This is a genomic window from Methylobacterium sp. Leaf465 (genome assembly GCF_001424705.1).
Classification (GTDB): Bacteria; Pseudomonadota; Alphaproteobacteria; order Rhizobiales; family Beijerinckiaceae; genus Methylobacterium.
The window spans coordinates 112140-129575 of the sequence record NZ_LMRA01000007.1 but is presented as its reverse complement, the minus strand read 5'-3'; the positions used below and the strand labels follow the sequence as shown (position 1 = coordinate 129575).

Annotated in this window: 17 protein-coding genes; 3 read left to right on the top strand and 14 right to left on the bottom strand. The window is 71.8% G+C overall.

Annotation, left to right across the window (positions count from 1 at the left end; genetic code table 11):
- Window positions 1-45: 45 nt before the first annotated feature.
- A complete protein-coding gene (locus ASG51_RS06825; RefSeq protein ID WP_082513914.1) occupies window positions 46-828 on the top strand; it encodes a 5-oxoprolinase subunit PxpA in 783 nt (260 codons plus the stop codon).
- Here the strand turns inward: ASG51_RS06825 and ASG51_RS06820 are convergent.
- From ASG51_RS06820 to ASG51_RS06770, 11 genes are all read right to left on the bottom strand, one after another.
- Window positions 801-1067 carry a flagellar biosynthetic protein FliQ gene (locus ASG51_RS06820; protein WP_056181443.1) on the bottom strand — a complete coding sequence of 89 codons (267 nt, stop codon included), beginning with the start codon at window positions 1065-1067 and terminating at the stop codon, window positions 801-803. The two genes, ASG51_RS06825 and ASG51_RS06820, sit on opposite strands and share 28 nt — an antisense overlap.
- A gap of 55 nt (window positions 1068-1122) precedes the next feature.
- On the bottom strand, window positions 1123-1542 hold the full coding sequence (flgD, locus tag ASG51_RS06815) for a flagellar hook assembly protein FlgD (RefSeq protein ID WP_056213421.1): 420 nt from the start codon (window positions 1540-1542) through the stop codon (window positions 1123-1125).
- Between the two features lie 28 nt (window positions 1543-1570).
- On the bottom strand, window positions 1571-2056 hold the full coding sequence (flbT, locus tag ASG51_RS06810; RefSeq protein ID WP_244480077.1) for a flagellar biosynthesis repressor FlbT: 486 nt from the start codon (window positions 2054-2056) through the stop codon (window positions 1571-1573).
- Entirely contained in the window at window positions 2053-2400 is a 348-nt protein-coding gene (gene flaF, locus ASG51_RS06805; RefSeq protein WP_056213195.1) for a flagellar biosynthesis regulator FlaF, read from the bottom strand. The genes flbT and flaF overlap by 4 nt, the downstream gene beginning before the upstream one ends.
- Before the next feature lie 142 nt (window positions 2401-2542).
- Entirely contained in the window at window positions 2543-3592 is a 1050-nt protein-coding gene (locus ASG51_RS06800) for a flagellar hook-associated family protein (protein WP_056379858.1), read from the bottom strand.
- 5 nt (window positions 3593-3597) lie between these two features.
- Complete coding sequence (gene flgK, locus ASG51_RS24945) at window positions 3598-5493, bottom strand: flagellar hook-associated protein FlgK (RefSeq protein ID WP_056213191.1); 1896 nt, start codon at window positions 5491-5493, stop codon at window positions 3598-3600.
- A 125-nt stretch (window positions 5494-5618) separates the two neighbouring features.
- Window positions 5619-6857 carry a flagellar hook protein FlgE gene (locus tag ASG51_RS06790; protein ID WP_056274209.1) on the bottom strand — a complete coding sequence of 413 codons (1239 nt, stop codon included), beginning with the start codon at window positions 6855-6857 and terminating at the stop codon, window positions 5619-5621.
- Window positions 6858-6999: 142 nt separating this feature from the next.
- Window positions 7000-8325: a flagellar protein export ATPase FliI gene (gene fliI / locus ASG51_RS06785; protein WP_056213188.1), complete on the bottom strand. Its 1326-nt coding sequence runs from the start codon at window positions 8323-8325 to the stop codon at window positions 7000-7002.
- A 4-nt stretch (window positions 8326-8329) separates the two neighbouring features.
- Window positions 8330-9055, bottom strand: coding sequence for a flagellar basal-body rod protein FlgF (flgF, locus tag ASG51_RS06780; protein ID WP_056274212.1), 726 nt, complete (start codon window positions 9053-9055; stop codon window positions 8330-8332).
- Window positions 9056-9061: 6 nt separating this feature from the next.
- On the bottom strand, window positions 9062-9838 hold the full coding sequence (locus ASG51_RS06775; protein WP_056213182.1) for a DUF1217 domain-containing protein: 777 nt from the start codon (window positions 9836-9838) through the stop codon (window positions 9062-9064).
- A 169-nt stretch (window positions 9839-10007) separates the two neighbouring features.
- A complete protein-coding gene (locus tag ASG51_RS06770) occupies window positions 10008-10559 on the bottom strand; it encodes a hypothetical protein (RefSeq protein ID WP_056379856.1) in 552 nt (183 codons plus the stop codon).
- Between the two features lie 140 nt (window positions 10560-10699).
- Here ASG51_RS06770 and ASG51_RS06765 point away from each other — a divergent pair, with 140 nt between their 5' ends.
- Window positions 10700-10993: a PilZ domain-containing protein gene (locus tag ASG51_RS06765; RefSeq protein ID WP_056274220.1), complete on the top strand. Its 294-nt coding sequence runs from the start codon at window positions 10700-10702 to the stop codon at window positions 10991-10993.
- Between the two features lie 333 nt (window positions 10994-11326).
- Entirely contained in the window at window positions 11327-12730 is a 1404-nt protein-coding gene (locus ASG51_RS06760) for a flagellin (protein WP_056274226.1), read from the top strand.
- Window positions 12731-12848: 118 nt separating this feature from the next.
- On the opposite strand, the gene ASG51_RS06755 is transcribed toward ASG51_RS06760, so the two are convergent.
- The 3 genes from ASG51_RS06755 to aqpZ all read right to left on the bottom strand — a co-directional run bounded on the left by ASG51_RS06755 (window position 12849) and on the right by aqpZ (window position 17049).
- Window positions 12849-13523, bottom strand: coding sequence for a response regulator transcription factor (locus tag ASG51_RS06755; RefSeq protein WP_056213171.1), 675 nt, complete (start codon window positions 13521-13523; stop codon window positions 12849-12851).
- Between the two features lie 392 nt (window positions 13524-13915).
- Complete coding sequence (locus tag ASG51_RS06750; RefSeq protein ID WP_056379854.1) at window positions 13916-16072, bottom strand: FUSC family protein; 2157 nt, start codon at window positions 16070-16072, stop codon at window positions 13916-13918.
- A gap of 236 nt (window positions 16073-16308) precedes the next feature.
- Complete coding sequence (aqpZ, locus tag ASG51_RS06745; protein ID WP_056213419.1) at window positions 16309-17049, bottom strand: aquaporin Z; 741 nt, start codon at window positions 17047-17049, stop codon at window positions 16309-16311.
- Window positions 17050-17436: the final 387 nt, after the last annotated feature.

Sequence of the window (17436 nt, the reverse complement as noted above, 5' to 3'; positions counted from 1 at the left end):
GCGCCGCCAGCGGCCGGGGGTCGCGCCGAGCCGGGGATGCGCCAGATGCCGACCATCGACCTGAATGCCGATCTGGGGGAAGGCTTCGGCGCCTATCGCTGCGGCGACGATGCGGCGATGCTCGCCCTGGTGACCTCGGCCAACGTCGCCTGCGGCTTCCATGCCGGCGACCCCGAGATCATGGCCGAGACCTTCGCCCTGGCGCGGGCGCGGGGCGTCGCCGTGGGGGCGCATCCGGGCTTTCCCGACCTCGCCGGCTTCGGGCGCCGGCCGATGCCGTTCGGCCCGGCCGAGATCGAGCGGCAGGTCGCCTACCAGGTCGGCGCCGCGCAGGCGCTGGCCGCCCTGGCGGGCCATCGCCTGACCTACGTCAAGGCGCACGGGGCGCTGGCCAACCGCGCGGCGGCGGAGCGGGACGTGGCGGATGCGATCGCGCGGGCGGTGCGCGCGGTCGATCCCGCCCTCGGCCTCCTGGCCGTCGCCCGGACCGAGCAGGTCGCGGCCGGCGAGGCGGCGGGCCTGGCCGTCCATGCGGAGATCTTCGCCGACCGCGGCTACACAGAGGCGGGCCAGCTGATCCCGCGCGGCCAGCCCGGCGCGCTCATCACGCAGGCCGAGGCGGCGGCGGACCGGGTCCTGGCGATGGTGCAGGCCGGCGGTCTCCTCACGGCGGAGGGCTCCCTGCTGCCGACGCGGATCGACTCGGTCTGCGTGCACGGCGACAGCGCGCATGCGGTAGGCCTGGCGCGGGCGGTGCGGGCGCGGCTGGAGACGGCCGGGATCGTCCTGCGGGGCCTCGGTCAGAACCCGGTGACGATGCGCCCGTAGGTGGCCTCGGCGAAGGTGTAGATCTGCGCCCCGATGAAGGAGCTGGTCACGAGGAGCACCAGCAGGATCACCACGATCTTGGGCACGAAGGTGAGCGTCACCTCCTGGATCTGCGTCAGCGCCTGGAGCAGCGCCACCAGGATGCCGATCAGCATCGCGGCGCCGATCGCGGGTCCCGCCGCGACGATCACGGTCCAGATCGCGGCGCGCACGAGTTCGAGGGCGTCGACCTCGTTCATCCGGGGAGCGGCCTTGTCCTGTGGGGTTTCGCGTCCACTCTACGCCGGAACGCCGTCACTGCGACAGGGAAATGCCCTGCGCCAGGAGCACGTCCTGGCCGTTTGTGAGGCGGGCCAGGGCGCCCTCGCTGGTGATCTTCACGGACTGGACCTCGCCCGTGACCGTGCCGTCCGAGGACGTGATGGTGCGGCCGATGATCTGGTCGGCCTGCGACAGGAAGCTCGAGGAGAGCAGCGAGTCGAGCTTGGTGTTGGTCTTGGTCGCCTGCTCCACCTGCGAGAAGGTCGCCAGCTCGCTGACATAGGCCGTGGAATCCATCGGCTTCGTCGGATCCTGGTTCTTCAGCTGCGTCATCAGCAGGGTGAGGAAGGTGTCGGCGTTCATCGAGGCGGCGATGCCGGTCGCGGACTTGGTGGCGGCGGCGGTGGCGGCCGTCTGGGATGTGGCCGTGCTGGGGACGCTGGCGACGCTCATCGGCGGGCCTCCTGGTTCGATGGCCCGGTCAGGCCGAGTGGACGGGGGATACGACGGGCGCGGCCCGCAGCACCGGTGCGGCGGCCCCTACCGGAGCGGGGGCGGCCGAGGGGGCGGCCGAGGGGGCGGCCATGAGGGCGGCTTCCGCCGCGTAGAGCCCGCGGATCAGCTTGAGCGCCTCGATCAGCCGGCCCGCCTCGACGAGCCGGCCGGCGCCGAGGACGCCCTCGCGGATCTCCGGATCGGCGACGACGGCGAGGAGACCCGCCTGCAGGGTGCGGCAGAGCTCGCGGGCGCCGTCCGCGTTGGCCGGATCGATCACCAGCGCCTGGACCGCGAAGTAGAGCTGGCGCAGGGGCGTGGTCGCCGCCTCCGCCTGCAGCACGTGGGTCTCGAGCAGGAAGGTGGCGTCGTTCAGAAGCTCCAGGGAGACCTTCCGATCGACGCGCAGGACCGCGCCGTTCACGTAGACGCGCTCGCCGGCGCGCAGGGACAGGCGCATGGTCCGGCTCACCGCAGGCCGTCCCGGATCGAGGTGTTCACCGCGATGAGCGCCGACAGGGCGCGGTCGGGCTCGGCGATGACGGCGTTGGCCTCGTGCATGCTCCACAGGCCGATGGAGACGAGGTCGGCGCGCAGGTCCGGCGGCAGGCCGTTCTCCTCGCTCTGGAGGTCCTCGATGAGCACGCCCCAGAGGCTCTGCAGGAAGCCGGCCGCCATGGCGCGATCCGGCTGCTGGGCATCGGGCCGGTCGGCGATGCGCAGCAGGTCGAGCGCCCGGTCGAAGGCGGCGCGCTCGCGCTCGCGCGCGATGGCCGGGGCCTCCTCCAGGATCTCGGCGTAGGAAAACTGGTACATATCGGTCCTGTCCCGTGTATCCGCGGCCCGCCGCGCCCGGGCGCGGATCGGACCGATGAGCCGTTGGGGCCGACGGGGCCTTCCGGGAAGGCGCCCGCCGCCGGGTCGTGACGGGGCTCGGTCGTCCGGGCCCCGCGCCGCGCTAGAGGTAGTTGACGAGGGAGAGCTGCCGCAGCTGCGCGGTCAGGGCGTAGGAGATCTGCACCTGCGTCGACAGGCGGTCGACCCGGGTCTTGGCCTCGGCCCGGTCCACGCCCTCCATGTCCATGATCTGGGCGTCGAGCAGCGAGGTCTGCGACCCGAGCCGGGTGTTGGCCGCCGCGATCGCGGCCTGCGAGCGGCCGAGATCGGCCTGGAGCGTGATCAGGCCCTTGCTCGCCTCGCCCAGCAGCCCGGCGACCCGCGTGGTCAGGACGCCCTGGGCGGCCGCCGAGAGGTTCGCGGACCCGAGTTCGGAGGCCATCACGTAGGCCATGGCGAGCTTGCGCAGGGCCGGTGCGTTGGCGCTCGCCGACGTCTCCACCGTCTCGCTGAGCGAGATCTGGTTGGTCAGGGGCGCGGTGCCGGCCGCGGACCAGGTCGTCCCCCACGACGCTTCGGCGAACAGGCCCTGGAAGGCCGGCCCGTCGAGGAAGGCCGCCATGTCGCCCTCCGTGATCGCGCTCACGCCGGCGCTGTCCTGCGACAGCCCGAAGGCCGCGCGGAAGGCCGCGTCGACGGCGGTCTTCGCCGGGGAGGCCGGACTCGTCGCGTAGGTGGACATCGGCGCCGCGGCGGTCCGGGTGCCGCCGAAGACGTACTGGCCGCCCGCGGAGGTGTTGAGGAGCGCGGTCAGGGTGCCGAGACGGTTCGCCGCCATGTCCTTGAGGACGCCGGCCCGCTTGTCCTCGGGGACGCCCGTCAGCGCCGTCAGGGTGGCGTCGGCCCCGTCCTGGATCTGCTTCAGGACGGCCTGCGAGGTGCCGAGCCGGAGGCTCGCGGCGTTGTTGCTGTCGCGCAGGGCGGCGAGCTCGGCGCTCTTCTGGCGCAGCCCGACGGCGAGGCCGGTGCGGCTGCCGAGCGCCAGGCCGACATCGGCATAACGGCCGGTGACGATCTCCTGGTTGGCCTGCGCCATGTCGGACTGCATGCGGGCCACGCCGATGCGCGGCGTGTTCCAGAAGCTCAGGGTGGAGAGGGCGTTGGTCCGCATGGGGTCTATCGCACCGCGTCCATCAGGGTTTTCAGGAGATCGTTCACCAGGGTCAGCAGCTTGGCCGAGGCGGTGTAGGACCGTTCGAGCGCGAGGGTCGTCGCCGTCTCGTCGTCGGTGTTGACGCCGGTGGCGTTCGAATAGGCGTCGGAGGCGCGGGCGAGCAGCGTCGACTGGTAGTTCGACTCCGCGGTGGCGGCCTGCCGCTTGCCCGCGAGCCAGCCCACGGACGCCGTGGCGAAATCCTGGAGGCTGCCGCGGCTGGGAAGGTCCGCCGAGGCGTCGAAGGCGCGGTCGGCCGTCAGGACCGAGGCCAGCGTCCGCAGGCGGCCCGCGAAGGCGGTGCCGCCGCTGGCCGCCGGGTTCGACCGGTAATCGGCCCCCGCGATGCCGCCGTCCCGCAGCAGCGCGACGTCGCCGCCGCGCTGCGGATCGACCGAGGCGTTGACCCGGAGCCGGGCGGCCAGCCCGGTGGCGGCGAAGGGACCGCTCGGCACCGACCCGCCGGCATCCGCCGCGAACAGGCCGGCCGCCCGCGGCGGGACCCCGCCCGTGACGCCGAAGCCGACATCGACCAGCGTCCGGCCGGCCGTGGCGTCCAGGTTCTGGACCGTGAGCTGCGCGGCGGCCCCCGAGGCCGCCGCGGCGGTGAAGGTGAGGCGCCCGGCGCCGTCGAGGGCGGCGGTGACCTTGCCGGAGAGCGACGGCGTCGCGGTGTCGGCGGCGATCCGGCCGTTGATCGCGGCGACGAGCTCGGCCGGGGTCACCCGGGACGGGTCGGCGGCCGCACCCGCCATCGTGCTCGCGTTCAGCACGATCTTGACGGCGGAGCCGTCGGCGAGGCTAAGGGCGAACGCCACTTCGTTGGCGCCGCCGAGATCCGCCGTCCCGGCCGTGCCCGCGGCGGCCCCCGGGCGGAACGCCTCCGTCGTGGCGAGGGCGCCGAGGGCGCTCACCTGGCGCGTCGCTTGGTTCAGGACGCGGGTCCCGGTCTCGGCGAAGGCGTCGATGAGGCTGGCGGCGATCCCGTCGAGCTGGGATTCGTAGCGGGTCGCCACGCCGTCGCGCAGCTCCGCCAGGCCGGCGATGCGGCCGGACTGCACCGGCATCGGGGAATCGGCGCCCGTCACCGGCACGCCGTCGACGATGACGGCGGCCCCGGTGGTGCCGGCCGGGAAGGCGGCGGTGGGCGTGAAGGCGACGCGCCGGGCGCTGCGCTCGAACAGGGGGACGCCGCTGTCGGTGTAGATCGCGACGTCGTTGCCGGCGCGCACGACCGTGGAGATGCCGATCTCCTGGGACAGGCCGGCGAGGATGCGGTCGCGGTCGTCGAGGGCGTCGGTCACGTCGCTGCCGTTCGCGGTGCCGCGGGTCACGACCCGGTTGGCGGCCTCGAACTGGGACAGGAGGTCGTTGATGCGCACGACCGACTCGGCGAGGCCGGCATCGGCCTGCGCGCGCACGGTCTCGACGGCCGCCGCGCTGCTGTTCAGGCTCGTCGCGAGGTCACGCGCCCGGTCGACCGCGTCGCGCGCCAGCGCCACGTCGTCGGGCTGGTTGGCCGCGGCCTTCAGGGCCGCGTTGAGGGCCCCGAGGCGCGCGGCCGGAGAGGTGCCGTCGCCGGTGTCGCCGATGGTCCCCTGAAGGGTGGCGAGACCGTCGAGCACGGCCTCGCTCGCGGCCACGGAGGAGGTCCCGGCGAGCTTGCGGTCGAACAGGGCGACGTCGGTGGCCCGCTGGATCGAGACCGCGCTGCCCCCGCCGGCCGCCACCAGGTTGGCGATCTTGCGGGTGTAGAACGGATCGCTCGCCCCGGCCGTGTTGCGCGCGGCGACGGCGATCTGCGTCGAGGTCGCGAGCAGCGAGGTCCGGGCGGAGTTGAGGGCGAGGGCGAGGCCCATCGGGTGTGTCCTGGAAAGCGGGCGGGTGGTGGGCGGCGGGCGCCGCCGCACCGGGGGGCGCGGCGGACGGGGCTTCGAGGCCCTGAGCCCGGTGCCGGAGTCCGGCGCCGGGCTCCGGCGTGGCCTCAGCGCTTGAGGTTCATCAGGGTCTCGAGCAGCTCGTTGCCGGTCATGAACACCTTCGAGTTGGCGGTGTAGACGGTCTGCGACTCGATCATCGAGGTCAGCTCGGTGCTGACGTCGACGTTGGACTGCTCCAGGGCGCTCGCCTTGAGGGTGCCGAGGCCGCCGAGACCGGCGAAGCCGATCTGGAGGTCGCCGGAGTTCAGCGACGGCAGGTAGACGTTGCCGGCGCGCGGATCGAGATTGTCGGGGCTCTTCACTTCGGCGATCGGGATCTTGAAGGCCTCGAGGCGGGTGCCGTCGGCGTAGGTCGCGTAGACGAGGCCGTCCGGGCCGAATTCGGTGCCGGTCACGGCCGAGGGCGCCTTGCCGTTGGCGGTGCCCTTGAGGGCGTCGGCGCCGGCGAGCTGCGTCATGCCGCTCATGTCGAGGGTGAAGGGCTCGCCCCCGGGAATCGTGAAGCTCGCGGTGGTCGGGCCGGACAGCTTGCCGTCGGCGTTGAAGACGAACTGGATCGGCGCGGTCAGGGCCGTCTGGTCCGGTCCATAGACCGAGGCGGTCCAGGTGTTGGGGAGGACCGGCGGAGTGGCGGTCGCGTCCGCGGGCGTGTGCTTCAGGTAGATGTCGAGGGTGACGCTGTTGCCGAGCTTGTCGTAGGTGACGAGCGAGGTCTTCTTCGAGTAGTTCGTCGGCGACACGGTTCCGCCGAGCGTCGGCGTGTCGGCCGCGAGGTTGCCGCCCATCGTCGCCTTGGTGGAGGGCGACGCCCGGAGGCCGAGGCTCGCCATGTTCACGGGCACCAGCCCGTCGGTGCTGTTGAGGGCGGGGGTCGGCGCCTGGCCGTCGACGAGGCTGTAGCCCATCAGCGTGAAGCCGCCGGCGTTGACGAGGTTGCCCGTCGGCCCGTCCACCACGAAGTTGCCGGCGCGGGTCAGGTAGGACGCCTTGTTGTCGTCCTGCACCACGAAGAAGCCGTTGCCCTGGATGGCGAGGTCGGTCTTCGAGGACGTGAAGGTGACCGGGCCCTGGGTGCCGATCGACCGGCGGATCGTGGTCTCGACCGCGCCGGAGGTGTAGTTCGCCGTGGAGCCGCCATCGATCAGCAGGGACGAGAACTCGGCCGCCGAGCGCTTGTAGCCCGTGGTGCTCGAGTTCTGGACGTTCTCGGCGACGGTGGAGATGCGGTTCGACTGCGCATTCATGCCGGAGACGCCGGTGCGCAAAACGCTGATGAGACTCATGACGTCACCTCGAAGAGGGGGATCGCGGCGCGGCGCGACGGTGTGGCGGGCACTAAAGGAAGGCAGGCTTGCGCGGGGCTGGGTGGCCGCGCGCGCGGGGGACGGAACGGGGCGGATGGGGCAGCGGGCGGCATGATCGGCCTCACGTCCGCAGGAACTGCGCGAGCTCCAGGAACGCGTCCTGGCTCGCCGCCATGCCGGGTTCCTGACGCAGGGCCTCGTAGATCCGCGGCACAAGGAGGATGGCCTGGTCGAGCTCGGCATCCTCGCCGGTGCGGTAGCCGCCCATCAGGCGCAGGTCGCGGGTCTCCTCGAACCGGGCCATCATGGCCTTGAGGCGCCGGACGAGCTCGCGCTGCTCGGGCGTCCAGACTTCGGAGGCCAGGCGCGAGATCGATCCGAGGAGGTGCACGGCCGGATAGCGGCCCTGCTCGGCGATGGCCCGGTCGAGGACCACGTGCCCGTCGAGGGTGCCGCGGATCGAATCCGCCACGGGATCGTTGTGGTCGTCGCCGTCGACGAGCACCGAGAACACGCCCGTGATGGTGCCGGCGCCGTCGAGGCCGGGGCCGGCCCGCTCGAGGAGGCGGGGCAGGTCGGAGAACACGCTCGGCGGATAGCCCCGCGCCACCGCGGGCTCGCCGGCCGCCAGGGCGACGTCGCGGGCCGCGTGGGCGTAGCGCGTGACGGAATCCACGATGAGCAGCACGGATTCGCCGGCGTCGCGAAACGATTCCGCGATGGCGAGCGCCATCTTGGGCGCCTGACGGCGCATCATCGGGCTCTCGTCCCCGGTGGAGACGACGATGACGGACCGGGCCCGGTTGGGCGCCATCGCGCCGTCCAGGAATTCGCGCACCTCGCGGCCGCGCTCGCCCACCAGGGCGACGACGACGCTGTCGAAGCCGGTGGCCCCGGCCAGCATCGCCAGCAGGGTCGACTTGCCGACGCCGGAGCCGGCGAAGATGCCGATGCGCTGGCCGAGGCAGAGGGGGGTGAACAGGTCGAGGGCGCGAACCCCGGTGCGCAGGGGCTGCGTCACCCGCGCCCGCTCCATGGCGGGGGGCGGGGCGGCTTCCAGCGGCACGGCGCGGGCGCCCGGGACGAGGTCGCCGAGGCCGTCGATGGGGCGCCCGAGGGCATCGATCACCCGGCCCTTCCAGCTCGGGTCCGGGCGCAGGGTCGGGTCGCCGAGGCGATACGCCAGGGTTCCGATCCCGGCCTCGATCCGGGAATCGAACGGCTTCACGGTCACGCCGCCCGCATCCACGCGCACGACCTCGCCGATCTGCTCGCGGCCGTTGGCCAGGAAGCCCATGCGGTCGCCGAGGGTCATGAACGGCGCCACGCCGGCGACGCGGGCCGCGCTGGCGGTGACCTCCTGGATCGGCCCGCCGACGCGCACCAGGGGCAGGGCCTCGCGGCCCCTCGCCAGGGCCGCGCCGAGGCGGTCGAGGAGATCGGGCATCGGCTCAGCCCTGGGGGCTCAGGGAGCGGATCGCCCCGGAGAAGGTGGTCTCGGTCTCGGCGCTGAGCGTCGCCGCGCTCTCGAAGGCGCGCTGGATGGTGATGAGCTTCGTCATCTCCAGCACCGGGTTGACGTTGGCGCCCTCGACATAGCCCTGGACCATGCCCATGCGGGTGAAGTCCTGCACCGGGACCGCCGGCAGGCTGGTGCTGACGCCGTTCGGCTCGGCGCGGGTGAGCGTGGTCTTCGGGTCGAGGGTGAAGAGGCCGATGGCCCCGACCTGGTTGATGCCCTGCGAGACGCTGCCGTCGCGCCCGATGGTGGGCGGGCCGGCCTGCGGATCGAGCAGGATCGGCGCGCCGCCGGGATCCAGCATCGGCTGGCCGGTGAGGCTGCGCAGCTGGCCCAGCGCGTCCATCGTCATGCGGCCGTCGCGGGTATAGACGGGGCCCTTGGCGCCCCGCACCGCGAACCAAGCCTCGCCCTGGACCGCCACGTCGAGGGGGCTGTCCGTCTTGATCGTCGGCCCGGCCCGCTGGGAGATGTAGGTGTCGCCGGAGGAGGCGAAGGCGACGGCGCCCTTGGTGGCCTGGGCGAGGAGCGCGGTGAACTTGGTGTCCTCGGCGCGGTAGCCGCTGGTGGACAGGTTGGCGACGTTGTTGGCGACCGCGTTCAGCCGCTTGTCGAGGGCGATCTGCGCCGAGAGCGAGACGTAGAGGGCGTTCTGCATGGCGCCTCAGCTCCCGAAACGAATGCGCTGGAGGCTGAGGAGCAGACTCGCGTCGAGGCCCTGCGCGGTGGAATCGGCGAACAGGTTGAGGACGGGGGCCGACGCGGCGTTGTTCTGGGCATCCCAGATCGCGGTGAAGCGCTGCACGAAGCGCTGCAGCTTGTCCGGGTCCTTGAAGCTCGCGAGATCCACCCGCTTCTCGATGATCGCCGCCTGGCCGGCGATGCCGTCCGCGCTGGAACTGTCGGGCAGGCCCAGGACGGTCTTGACCACCTGCGACAGGGCCGGATCGCCCAGAACGCCGTAGCCCGAGGAGACGGTGGGCGCCATGCGGGCGAAGTACAGGGCGAGACGCACGCCGGCATCCTCGCTGCCCGCATCGGTCTCCAGGCTCTGGCGCAGGTAGGCGGCGGTGGTGTCCGTGGTGGCGGCGGGCAGCGTCGTCGTGAAGGCGCCGTAGGTGTTGAAGTCGAAGGCCTTGGCGAAGGCGACGTAGCGGTCGTCGGCGAGGCGGTTGGCGAAGGCTTTCGAATCCGAGACCCCTTCGGTCAGCACCTTGCGCATGAAGGCCTTGGCGTAGGTCATGTCCTCCAGGCCGTAGGCCTTCATCGCGTAGGCGTAGAGGCGCCGGTCGCCGAGAAAATCGTCGATGGATTTCACGTCGCCGATTTTCGCCTTGTAGTAGGCGGTCTCGCGGGCGACGTCGGGCTGCGCGGCCTTGCGCGCCAGGGTGCCGTCGAGGTCGCGGGCGATCAGGCGGTAGCTCGTGAAGGTGCTCGTCATGGCAGGGCGCGATCGCTCGTGCGGCGCGGTGGCATCGCCGGATTGCAAAGAGAGGGGCGGGACGGCCGGGCGCCCGAGGCGTCGCGGAACGGAGCCGGGGCGGCCCCCGTCCGGCCTAGGCCGCGGGGCTTGCCGGAGGCTGGCGCCGAGACCGGGCCGCGGGCGGCCGTCACAGCGGGGTCGGCCCGATGATCGTCTCCGAGGTGATCACGACCCAGCCGGACCCGGTGGCGCGGATGGAGAGGATGCGGCCCGCGCCCGGCAGGACGGCGCCCGGCACCACTTGGCGCAGGCCCTCGGGGCCTTCCACCAGGGCCGCGCCCTCCGTCACCCGGCGCAGGACGTAGCCCCGTGCCTTCGCGGCGGAGTCGCCCTGCGGCTCGTCGGCGCGCGGCGGGACGGGATCGGGCAGCGCGCCGGTGGTGGTCGGATCGAGGTCGAGGGCCGCCTCGCGGACGGGGGTCGCCGTCCGCTTCCAGGCGAAGCCGCCGCCCACCGCCGGCAGGAACGGCTGGACCGAATAGGTGTTCGAGGCGCCCGTGATCGCGAAGGCCGCGAAGGTGCCCGAAACCACGGCGAGGCCGAGGCAGAGTCCGACGGCGGCGCGCTCCACGGCGGCCGCCCGGGACCGGCGCAGGATCTCGGCCCCGGCGGAGGGACGGGTGTAGCCGGGACGCGGCGAGAGCGGGGTGGCGGCGCGACGGGAGAAGGTCGGGGTCATGGCCATCGCAAGGGGAGCCGGCGGACGAGCCAAAACACTCACATGTTATAGTTACCAAGCCGTTAAGATCCGGCCCGGATCGACAGTCCGGAAACCCGCTGTTAAGCCTGCCCGCAGGTCGCGGACGGGACGGCGGGACGATGGCGGATTGGCAGGAGGCGGTTGCCCGGGGAGACCGGCCCGCGCGCACGCCCTCGCCGAAGCGCTTCCGCGTGATGCAGCAGGGCCGCATCGTCCTCGGCCCGGAGAGCCTGGTGCCCTGCATCGTCCGGGACCTCTCGCCGAAGGGCGCGAGCCTGCGCCTGCCGCGCCCGACCCCCCTGCCCGAGTGCTTCGATCTCGTCATCGCCGGCCACGAACTCCGGACCGTCGCGGTCCGGCTGCGCTGGCAGCGCGCCGACTTCGCCGGCGTGACCTTCCTGGCCCAGGACTGAAACCGTCCCCCTCGGGGGTGCGTCCCGCGGGCCTGCGGCACATCCGGGCACAGGCCCGGGCGATCGGCCTTAAGCTCCTGCTAAGCCGGACCGGGCATAGTCGCCTCATCGGCAAGCGACTGTCCCGGATCGGGACGGAAGCCCCTCGATACGAACGCGGTGGATAGGTTTCGTGGACCTATAGACATGATGTCGTCCCACCGGTCCGGTGAAACTCCGGGATGTATGAAGCAATACTTGACCTCTCCTGAGAGAGATCTTTAGCCCTCGGGGCGTATTGCTCGGCTACGCACACGAATTCCTTGCAATTCCTGCCAACCGGACATCCTCGCAATGACCAGCCTGCTGACCAACAACGCCGCCATGACGGCGTTGACGACTCTGAAAAGCATCAACACCCAGCTCGACATGACCAGCAACCGGGTCTCGACCGGCCAGCGCGTCTCGAGCGCCGCGGACAACGCCGCCTACTGGTCGATCGCCACCACGGTCCGCACCGACAACGCCTCGCTCGGTGCCGTGAAGGACTCCCTCGGCCTCGGCTCCTCGGCGGTGGACACCGCCTACAACGGCCTGAACTCCGCGATCTCCGATCTGCAGAACATGCGCGCCAAGCTGCAGACGGCCCTGCAGCCCGGCGTCGACCGCGCCAAGGTGCAGGTCGAAATCGACGCCATCCAGAACAAGATGGACAGCACCGCCAAGTCGTCGGTGTCGAGCGGCCAGAACTGGCTCTCGGTCGATTCCTCCGCATCGACCTATCAGAAGGATCGCCTGGTCATCGCCGGGTTCTCGCGTGAGGCCGACGGCGACATCGCGTTCTCGACGGTCAAGATCAACGTCAACGAGATCAAGCTCTACGACGCCAACGCGGGCACCAGCGTGGACGTGCCGGGCACGGCCGCCCAGGTGTTCGGCTCCCAGACGATGACCGGTCTGGCGGCCTTCCGTCCGGCGGACGCAACGCCCGCGAACCGGGGCACGGCCGATTTCTCGGGCGCCGCCACGGTCGCGCTGGACATCCGCGTGGACGGCTCCGCCACCGCGGCCGTGATCACGCTCAACAAGGCCAGCCTCACCTCGGCGGTCTCGAACCTGGCCCGCGTGACCACCGATGAGCTGCTCTCGGCGATCAACAACCAGATCGCCGGCTCAGTCGATCTGGCCGGCAAGGTCACCGCCGGTCTCGACACCCAGGGCCGCCTCACGTTTACCCGGAGCACGGTCGGTTCGCCGGAGTCCCTCCAGGTGAACACCACCGCAGCCAACACCGTCGACCTCGGCTACGGTGGCGCGACGGCCACCGGAAAGCTGGCAACCGGCACGGATGCGACCACGGTGGTGAGCAAGGGTATCCTGGACACGGCCGGCGGCACCTACACCACCCCAGGGGTCACGGGTAACTACACCGTCGCCGATTTCGACATCTCGAAACTGGTCGGGACCGCCGGCGACGCCGACCTCAGCAGCATCATCAACATGGTCGACAAGGCGATCGCCAAGGTCACCGATGCCGGCACCAAGCTCGGTGCCAACAAGACCCAGATCGACGGCCAGAAGTCGTTCATCGACACCCTGATGAAGGCCAACGACCGGACGATCGGCACCCTCGTCGATGCCGACATCGAGGAGGAGTCCACGAAGCTCAAGGCCCTGCAGACCCAGCAGCAGCTCGGCGTGCAGGCCCTCAGCATCGCCAACGCCGCGAGCCAGAACGTCCTCTCGCTCTTCCGCTGAGCCGAACGGCGCCCCGGAACTCCGGGGCGCTCCATGCAAGACAGGCCACGCCTCCGCGAGGAGGCGTGGCCTTTTGCATTCCGGAGGGTGCGCGACCGCGGCGGGACCCAGGCGCGGATCAGCCCACGAAGGTGTAGCCGGCCAGCCGCTTGGCCTCGATCGGGTCGTAGCCGAGGCGCATCCGCAGCTTCTTGCGCAGCTTGCTGATGTGGCCCTCGACCACGCTCTCCTCGACGTCGGTGCCGTGGTCGGCATAGACCGCGGTGAAGATCTGCGCCCGGCTGAGCTGCCGGCCGCGATGGCCGGCGAAATACTCGAGGATGTGCCGCTCGCGGCGCGGCAGGATCAGGCTGATCCCGTCGATCTCGGGGTCGCGGCCGTCGGAGAACACCTTGAGGCGGCCGCTGCGATCCTGGGCGGCGGGCGCCTGGATCTCGCCGCGGATGCCGCGCCGGCGGATCGCCTCGGCCCGCGCCAGGATCTCGCGGACATGGACCGGGCGGCGCACGACGTCGTCGATGCCGGCGGTGAAGAGGTCGAGGGTCTGCTCCAGGGAGCGGGTCTCGTTGAGGGCGATGATGGGCGCCTGGGAAAAGCTGCGGATCCTGGCGGTCCGGCTGGCGCGATCGGCGCATTCGCCGAGCACGATCCCCTGGAGAGCATCGGCCGGGTTTCCGGCGAGCCAGGCCAGGAAGTCGTCCGCATTCGTGCTGCGTGCCGGAACCGCCTGCGCGTTGAAGCCCGCCACGTACTCGGCGGCCACCGAGTGCCTCTCATCGACAACGATATACATTTCAGCGCCCCGCCGAAAACGAACTGTTCTGCAAGCCCACCGGACGATCACCTTGGAAGCGGAGCGACTTCGTTGTTCGCCCTTGGCATCCAGGTTTTACTTGATGATGACTTCGCAGCGGCCTCTCTTGAAGAGGATCTATTCGCTGCCGTCCGTCGCCTTGCGTTGGAAATGTTTCTTTAAGGAAATGGTTAATTTTGGATTAAGTGGTTCGGCGTCCTGTGATCCCGGTCCGATTTTCGGGCCTCTGGGATACCAGGGACGGCCTCGGACGGGCCGGATGTGGCAAATCGATCACGGTTTCGCGAGCGGCCCGGCACGCGCGCCGCACCGCACGAATCGTGCGGCCGGCCGGCGGGCCTGGTCGGGGGCGCCGGACGATGGGCCGGCGCCTACCCGCGGGCGCTCCGCGCCGCGGCGGGCGCCAGGGTCTCGCCCAGCAGTTCGATCTGAGCGACGAGGCGGGTCAGGCCTTCGCTGCGAGGCACGGCGGGCATGGGCGGTGGCGTCTCCTCGCCTTCGCCCCCGAGGCTCGCCAGGGTCGCGGTGATCCAGCCGCTCCAGGCCGCGAGGGCCTCGGGGTCGGCCACCTCGACGGCGTAGCGCAGGGCCGTGAGGCGGGCCGAGATCCGCCGCAGGGTGGCGTCCGCCACCATGGCGGATTCCACCTGCGGGTGTCGCCCGGCCCAGGGCTGCTGCAGGGCGCGGGCGAGCGCGGCTTCGAGGTCGTTGAGGGCGAGGCCGGCACCCCGGGCGGCCTGGGCCCGCAGGCCGCTGGCCTCCGCCTCGGGTCCGGCGCAGAGAACCGCCCGGGCGAAGGCCGCATGGGCCCGCACCGCCCTGCGCAGCTCGAGGCGCACCTGGTCGGGCTCCCAGATCGGCCAGAGCACGAGGGCGCTCGCCACCGCGATCAGACCGCCGAGGAGGGTGAGGAGGGCGCGCATGCCCGCCACCTCCCAGGAGCCGTGCCCGGGCTCCACCACCTCGACGAGGAGGACCACGAGCGGGGTCAGGCAGGCGATGAAGACGCCGTAGCTGACCTGCCGGGCGGCAAAGCCGATGATGCTCAAGGGAAAGACCAGGGCGGCCAGGACCAGGGGCGAGGTGGCGAAGCTCGCGAGAATGGCCCCGATCAGGCCGCCGAGCACCGTGCCGCCGATCCGCTCCAGGGCCCGCTGCCAGGTGGCGGCGTAGAACGGCTGCATCGTCAGCACCACCGTCATGGTGAGCCAGTGGGCGAACGGTCCGGCCCAGACCAGGGTCGCCCAGAGGGCGGGGGCCGCCACCACGGTGGCGCGCACGGCGTGGCGCAGGTTGGCGGAGGCGACGGTGAAGTTGGTGCTGAGCGGCCCGAGGAGCCGGGTCCCGAGGGGGAGGCTCGCCCGGCCCAGCAGGGCGCCGCCGGGCCGGTAGCCGTCCGGCGTCGAGAGCTTGGCGCCGATGCGGACGCGGTCGAGGATGCGGGTGGCGAGATCGTGCAGCCCGCGGTCATGGGCGAGGCGCCGGGTGCTGCGGTCGATCGCCCGGTCCAGGCGGGCGAGGTCGATCACGCTGTCGTCGCGGATGGCCCGCGCGATCACCCCGAGGAGCGGACGCAGGCGGCGCAGGAAGCGGCGGACCATGCGGCGCCGGCGCGGGTCCGGCTCGCCCTCGATCAGGTCCGAGACCGCGATCAGGGCGGCGAAGATCTGCTCGGCCGCCTCGAGGCGGATCAGGGCCTGGGCCGTGCGGTCGGAGATGCGCTCGCGGCTGCGGGCGAGGTCGACGATCACCGTGCGGGCCTGCTCGATCGCCTCGCGCACGCCCCGGCGATGGGCCCGGGCGTGGCGGTCGAAGGCCTGCAGGTCGAAGGTCTGGCGGTCGAAGATCTGGCGGGCGCCGCCCCGGGGGGCGGTCCTGGTCTCGAGCGTCTCCGGCCAGGCCAGGGAGGCGAGGTCCTCGAGATCGTCGCAGAGGCGGGTCAGGCGGCGCCAGACCTCGGCCACCGCGCGATGCGTCGGGCGATAAGGGTGAAGCCGCCACAGGAGGAGCGCCAGCAGCGTCGCCCAGAGGCCTCCAGCGGTGAAGACCAGCCCGGCCACCAGGGCCTGGTCGGGCGTGAGCGGCCGGTCCAGGGCGAAGCACAGGACGAGGACCAGGACGTTGCCGGCGGCCTGGGCCTGCACCCCCCAGACCCGGGCATAGGTGCAGCCGAAGATGACGATGCCGGCGAGCGGCACCACCGGCACCGGCCCCAGCGGCTGCATCAGGCCGAACAGCCCCCAGATCATTCCGCCGAGGAGGGAGAAGACCGTGAGCACGAGGAGGCGCGAGCGCATCGGCCCGCCCGCATCGGCGAAGCACGCGAGATTCGCGGCGAGCGCCACGGTGAGGAGCGGCGGCCAGGGAAACCATTCGTGCAGCAGGATGACGAGGCCGAAGGCCAGGGCCGCCCGCACCCCGTCGACGAGGCTGAGGCCGCGGGGGTCGAGGCCGATCGGCAGGCGCGTGAGGTCGAGCCCCGGATTGGTCAGCGTCCCGCGCCCCCGCAGGAAGGCGGCCGCGCGCATCCGCCGGCGTCGGCCGGCCGCGGGACCGGTCGGGGCGGGATCGGACGGGCCGGGAGCGGACCGGGCGGAAGACGAGGGCATCGCGGACGAGGGGGACTCCCGGCGGGCGCAGGCCCGCCGTACCTCCGCGATCTAGGGCGTCTGCGCCCCGCGTGGAACCGCCGGGCTCGGCACGGGAGCCCTGCGTGACGCGGGAGCCTTCCGTCGCCCGCAGCGCCCGGCGCCGGTGGCCGGGGTCAGATCGCGCTGCCCTTCTCGACCACCGTCGTGTCCACGACGTCCGCGGGCTCATAGAGCCAGCGCGTCATGGCGCCCGCCGCCATCGCACCGACGATCGGCGCGAGCCAGAACAGCCAGAGCTGCGCCACGTATTCGCCGCCCGCGATCAGGGCCGGACCGGTGCTGCGCGCCGGATTGACCGACGTGTTGGTCACCGGGATCGAGATCAGGTGGATCAGCACCAGGGCGAACCCGATCGGGATGCCGGCAAAGCCCGTCGCAGCCCCCTTCGAGGTGGTGCCGACGATGATGACGAGGAAGAAGAACGTCGTCAGGACCTCGGTGACGAGGCAGGCCGCGAGGTTGTATCTGCCCGGGCTGAGATCTCCGTAGCCGTTCGCCGCGAACCCGTTCGGGACCCAGCCGGCCTTGCCCGAGGCGATGGAATAGAGAACGCCCGCCGCCAGGAGCGCACCCGTCACCTGGGCGACGATGTAGGGCAGGACGTGCCGGTTGGCGCAGCGATGGGCCGACCACAGCCCGAGGGTCACGGCCGGATTGAAGTGCCCGCCGGAGATGTGCCCCACCGCGTAGGCCATCGTCAGCACCGTCAGTCCGAAGGCCAGGGCGACCCCGAGGAAGCCGATCCCGAGTTCGGGGAAGGCCGCCGACAGGATCGCGGCGCCGCAGCCGCCGAAGGTCAGCCAGAACGTTCCGAAGAACTCGGCGGTCGCCCGCCGCATCGTATCGTGATCCATGACGATGCCTCCCGCTCGCAGGGTCGCGAGGCACTCGTCCCATGGCGGGTTCGCCGCCATCGCCGGCACGACGCGAGACCGAATCTCCTCCGCCGCCGCGCGAGCGGCGCACGATCTCAGGATTACACAGTCGCAGGACGACAGCAACGGCGCCGGACAATCAAATTGTCACGCATCCGCCCAGGGCCGAAACCTTTCGTGTTGCAGTTGTCGGCGACCACGAACCGGACCGAAGACTGAACAGGATCGGGGGAAGGCCGGCGCGCGGGCCATCCCCCACGGGGTGACGTCCATCAGTCACGGCGTCGGGTCCGCATTGTTCGGACGCCGCGCGGATCTCCTCGCACTCCCGTCGGGTAAGGGCCGGAGCCTCCGCGGGTTTCGGTT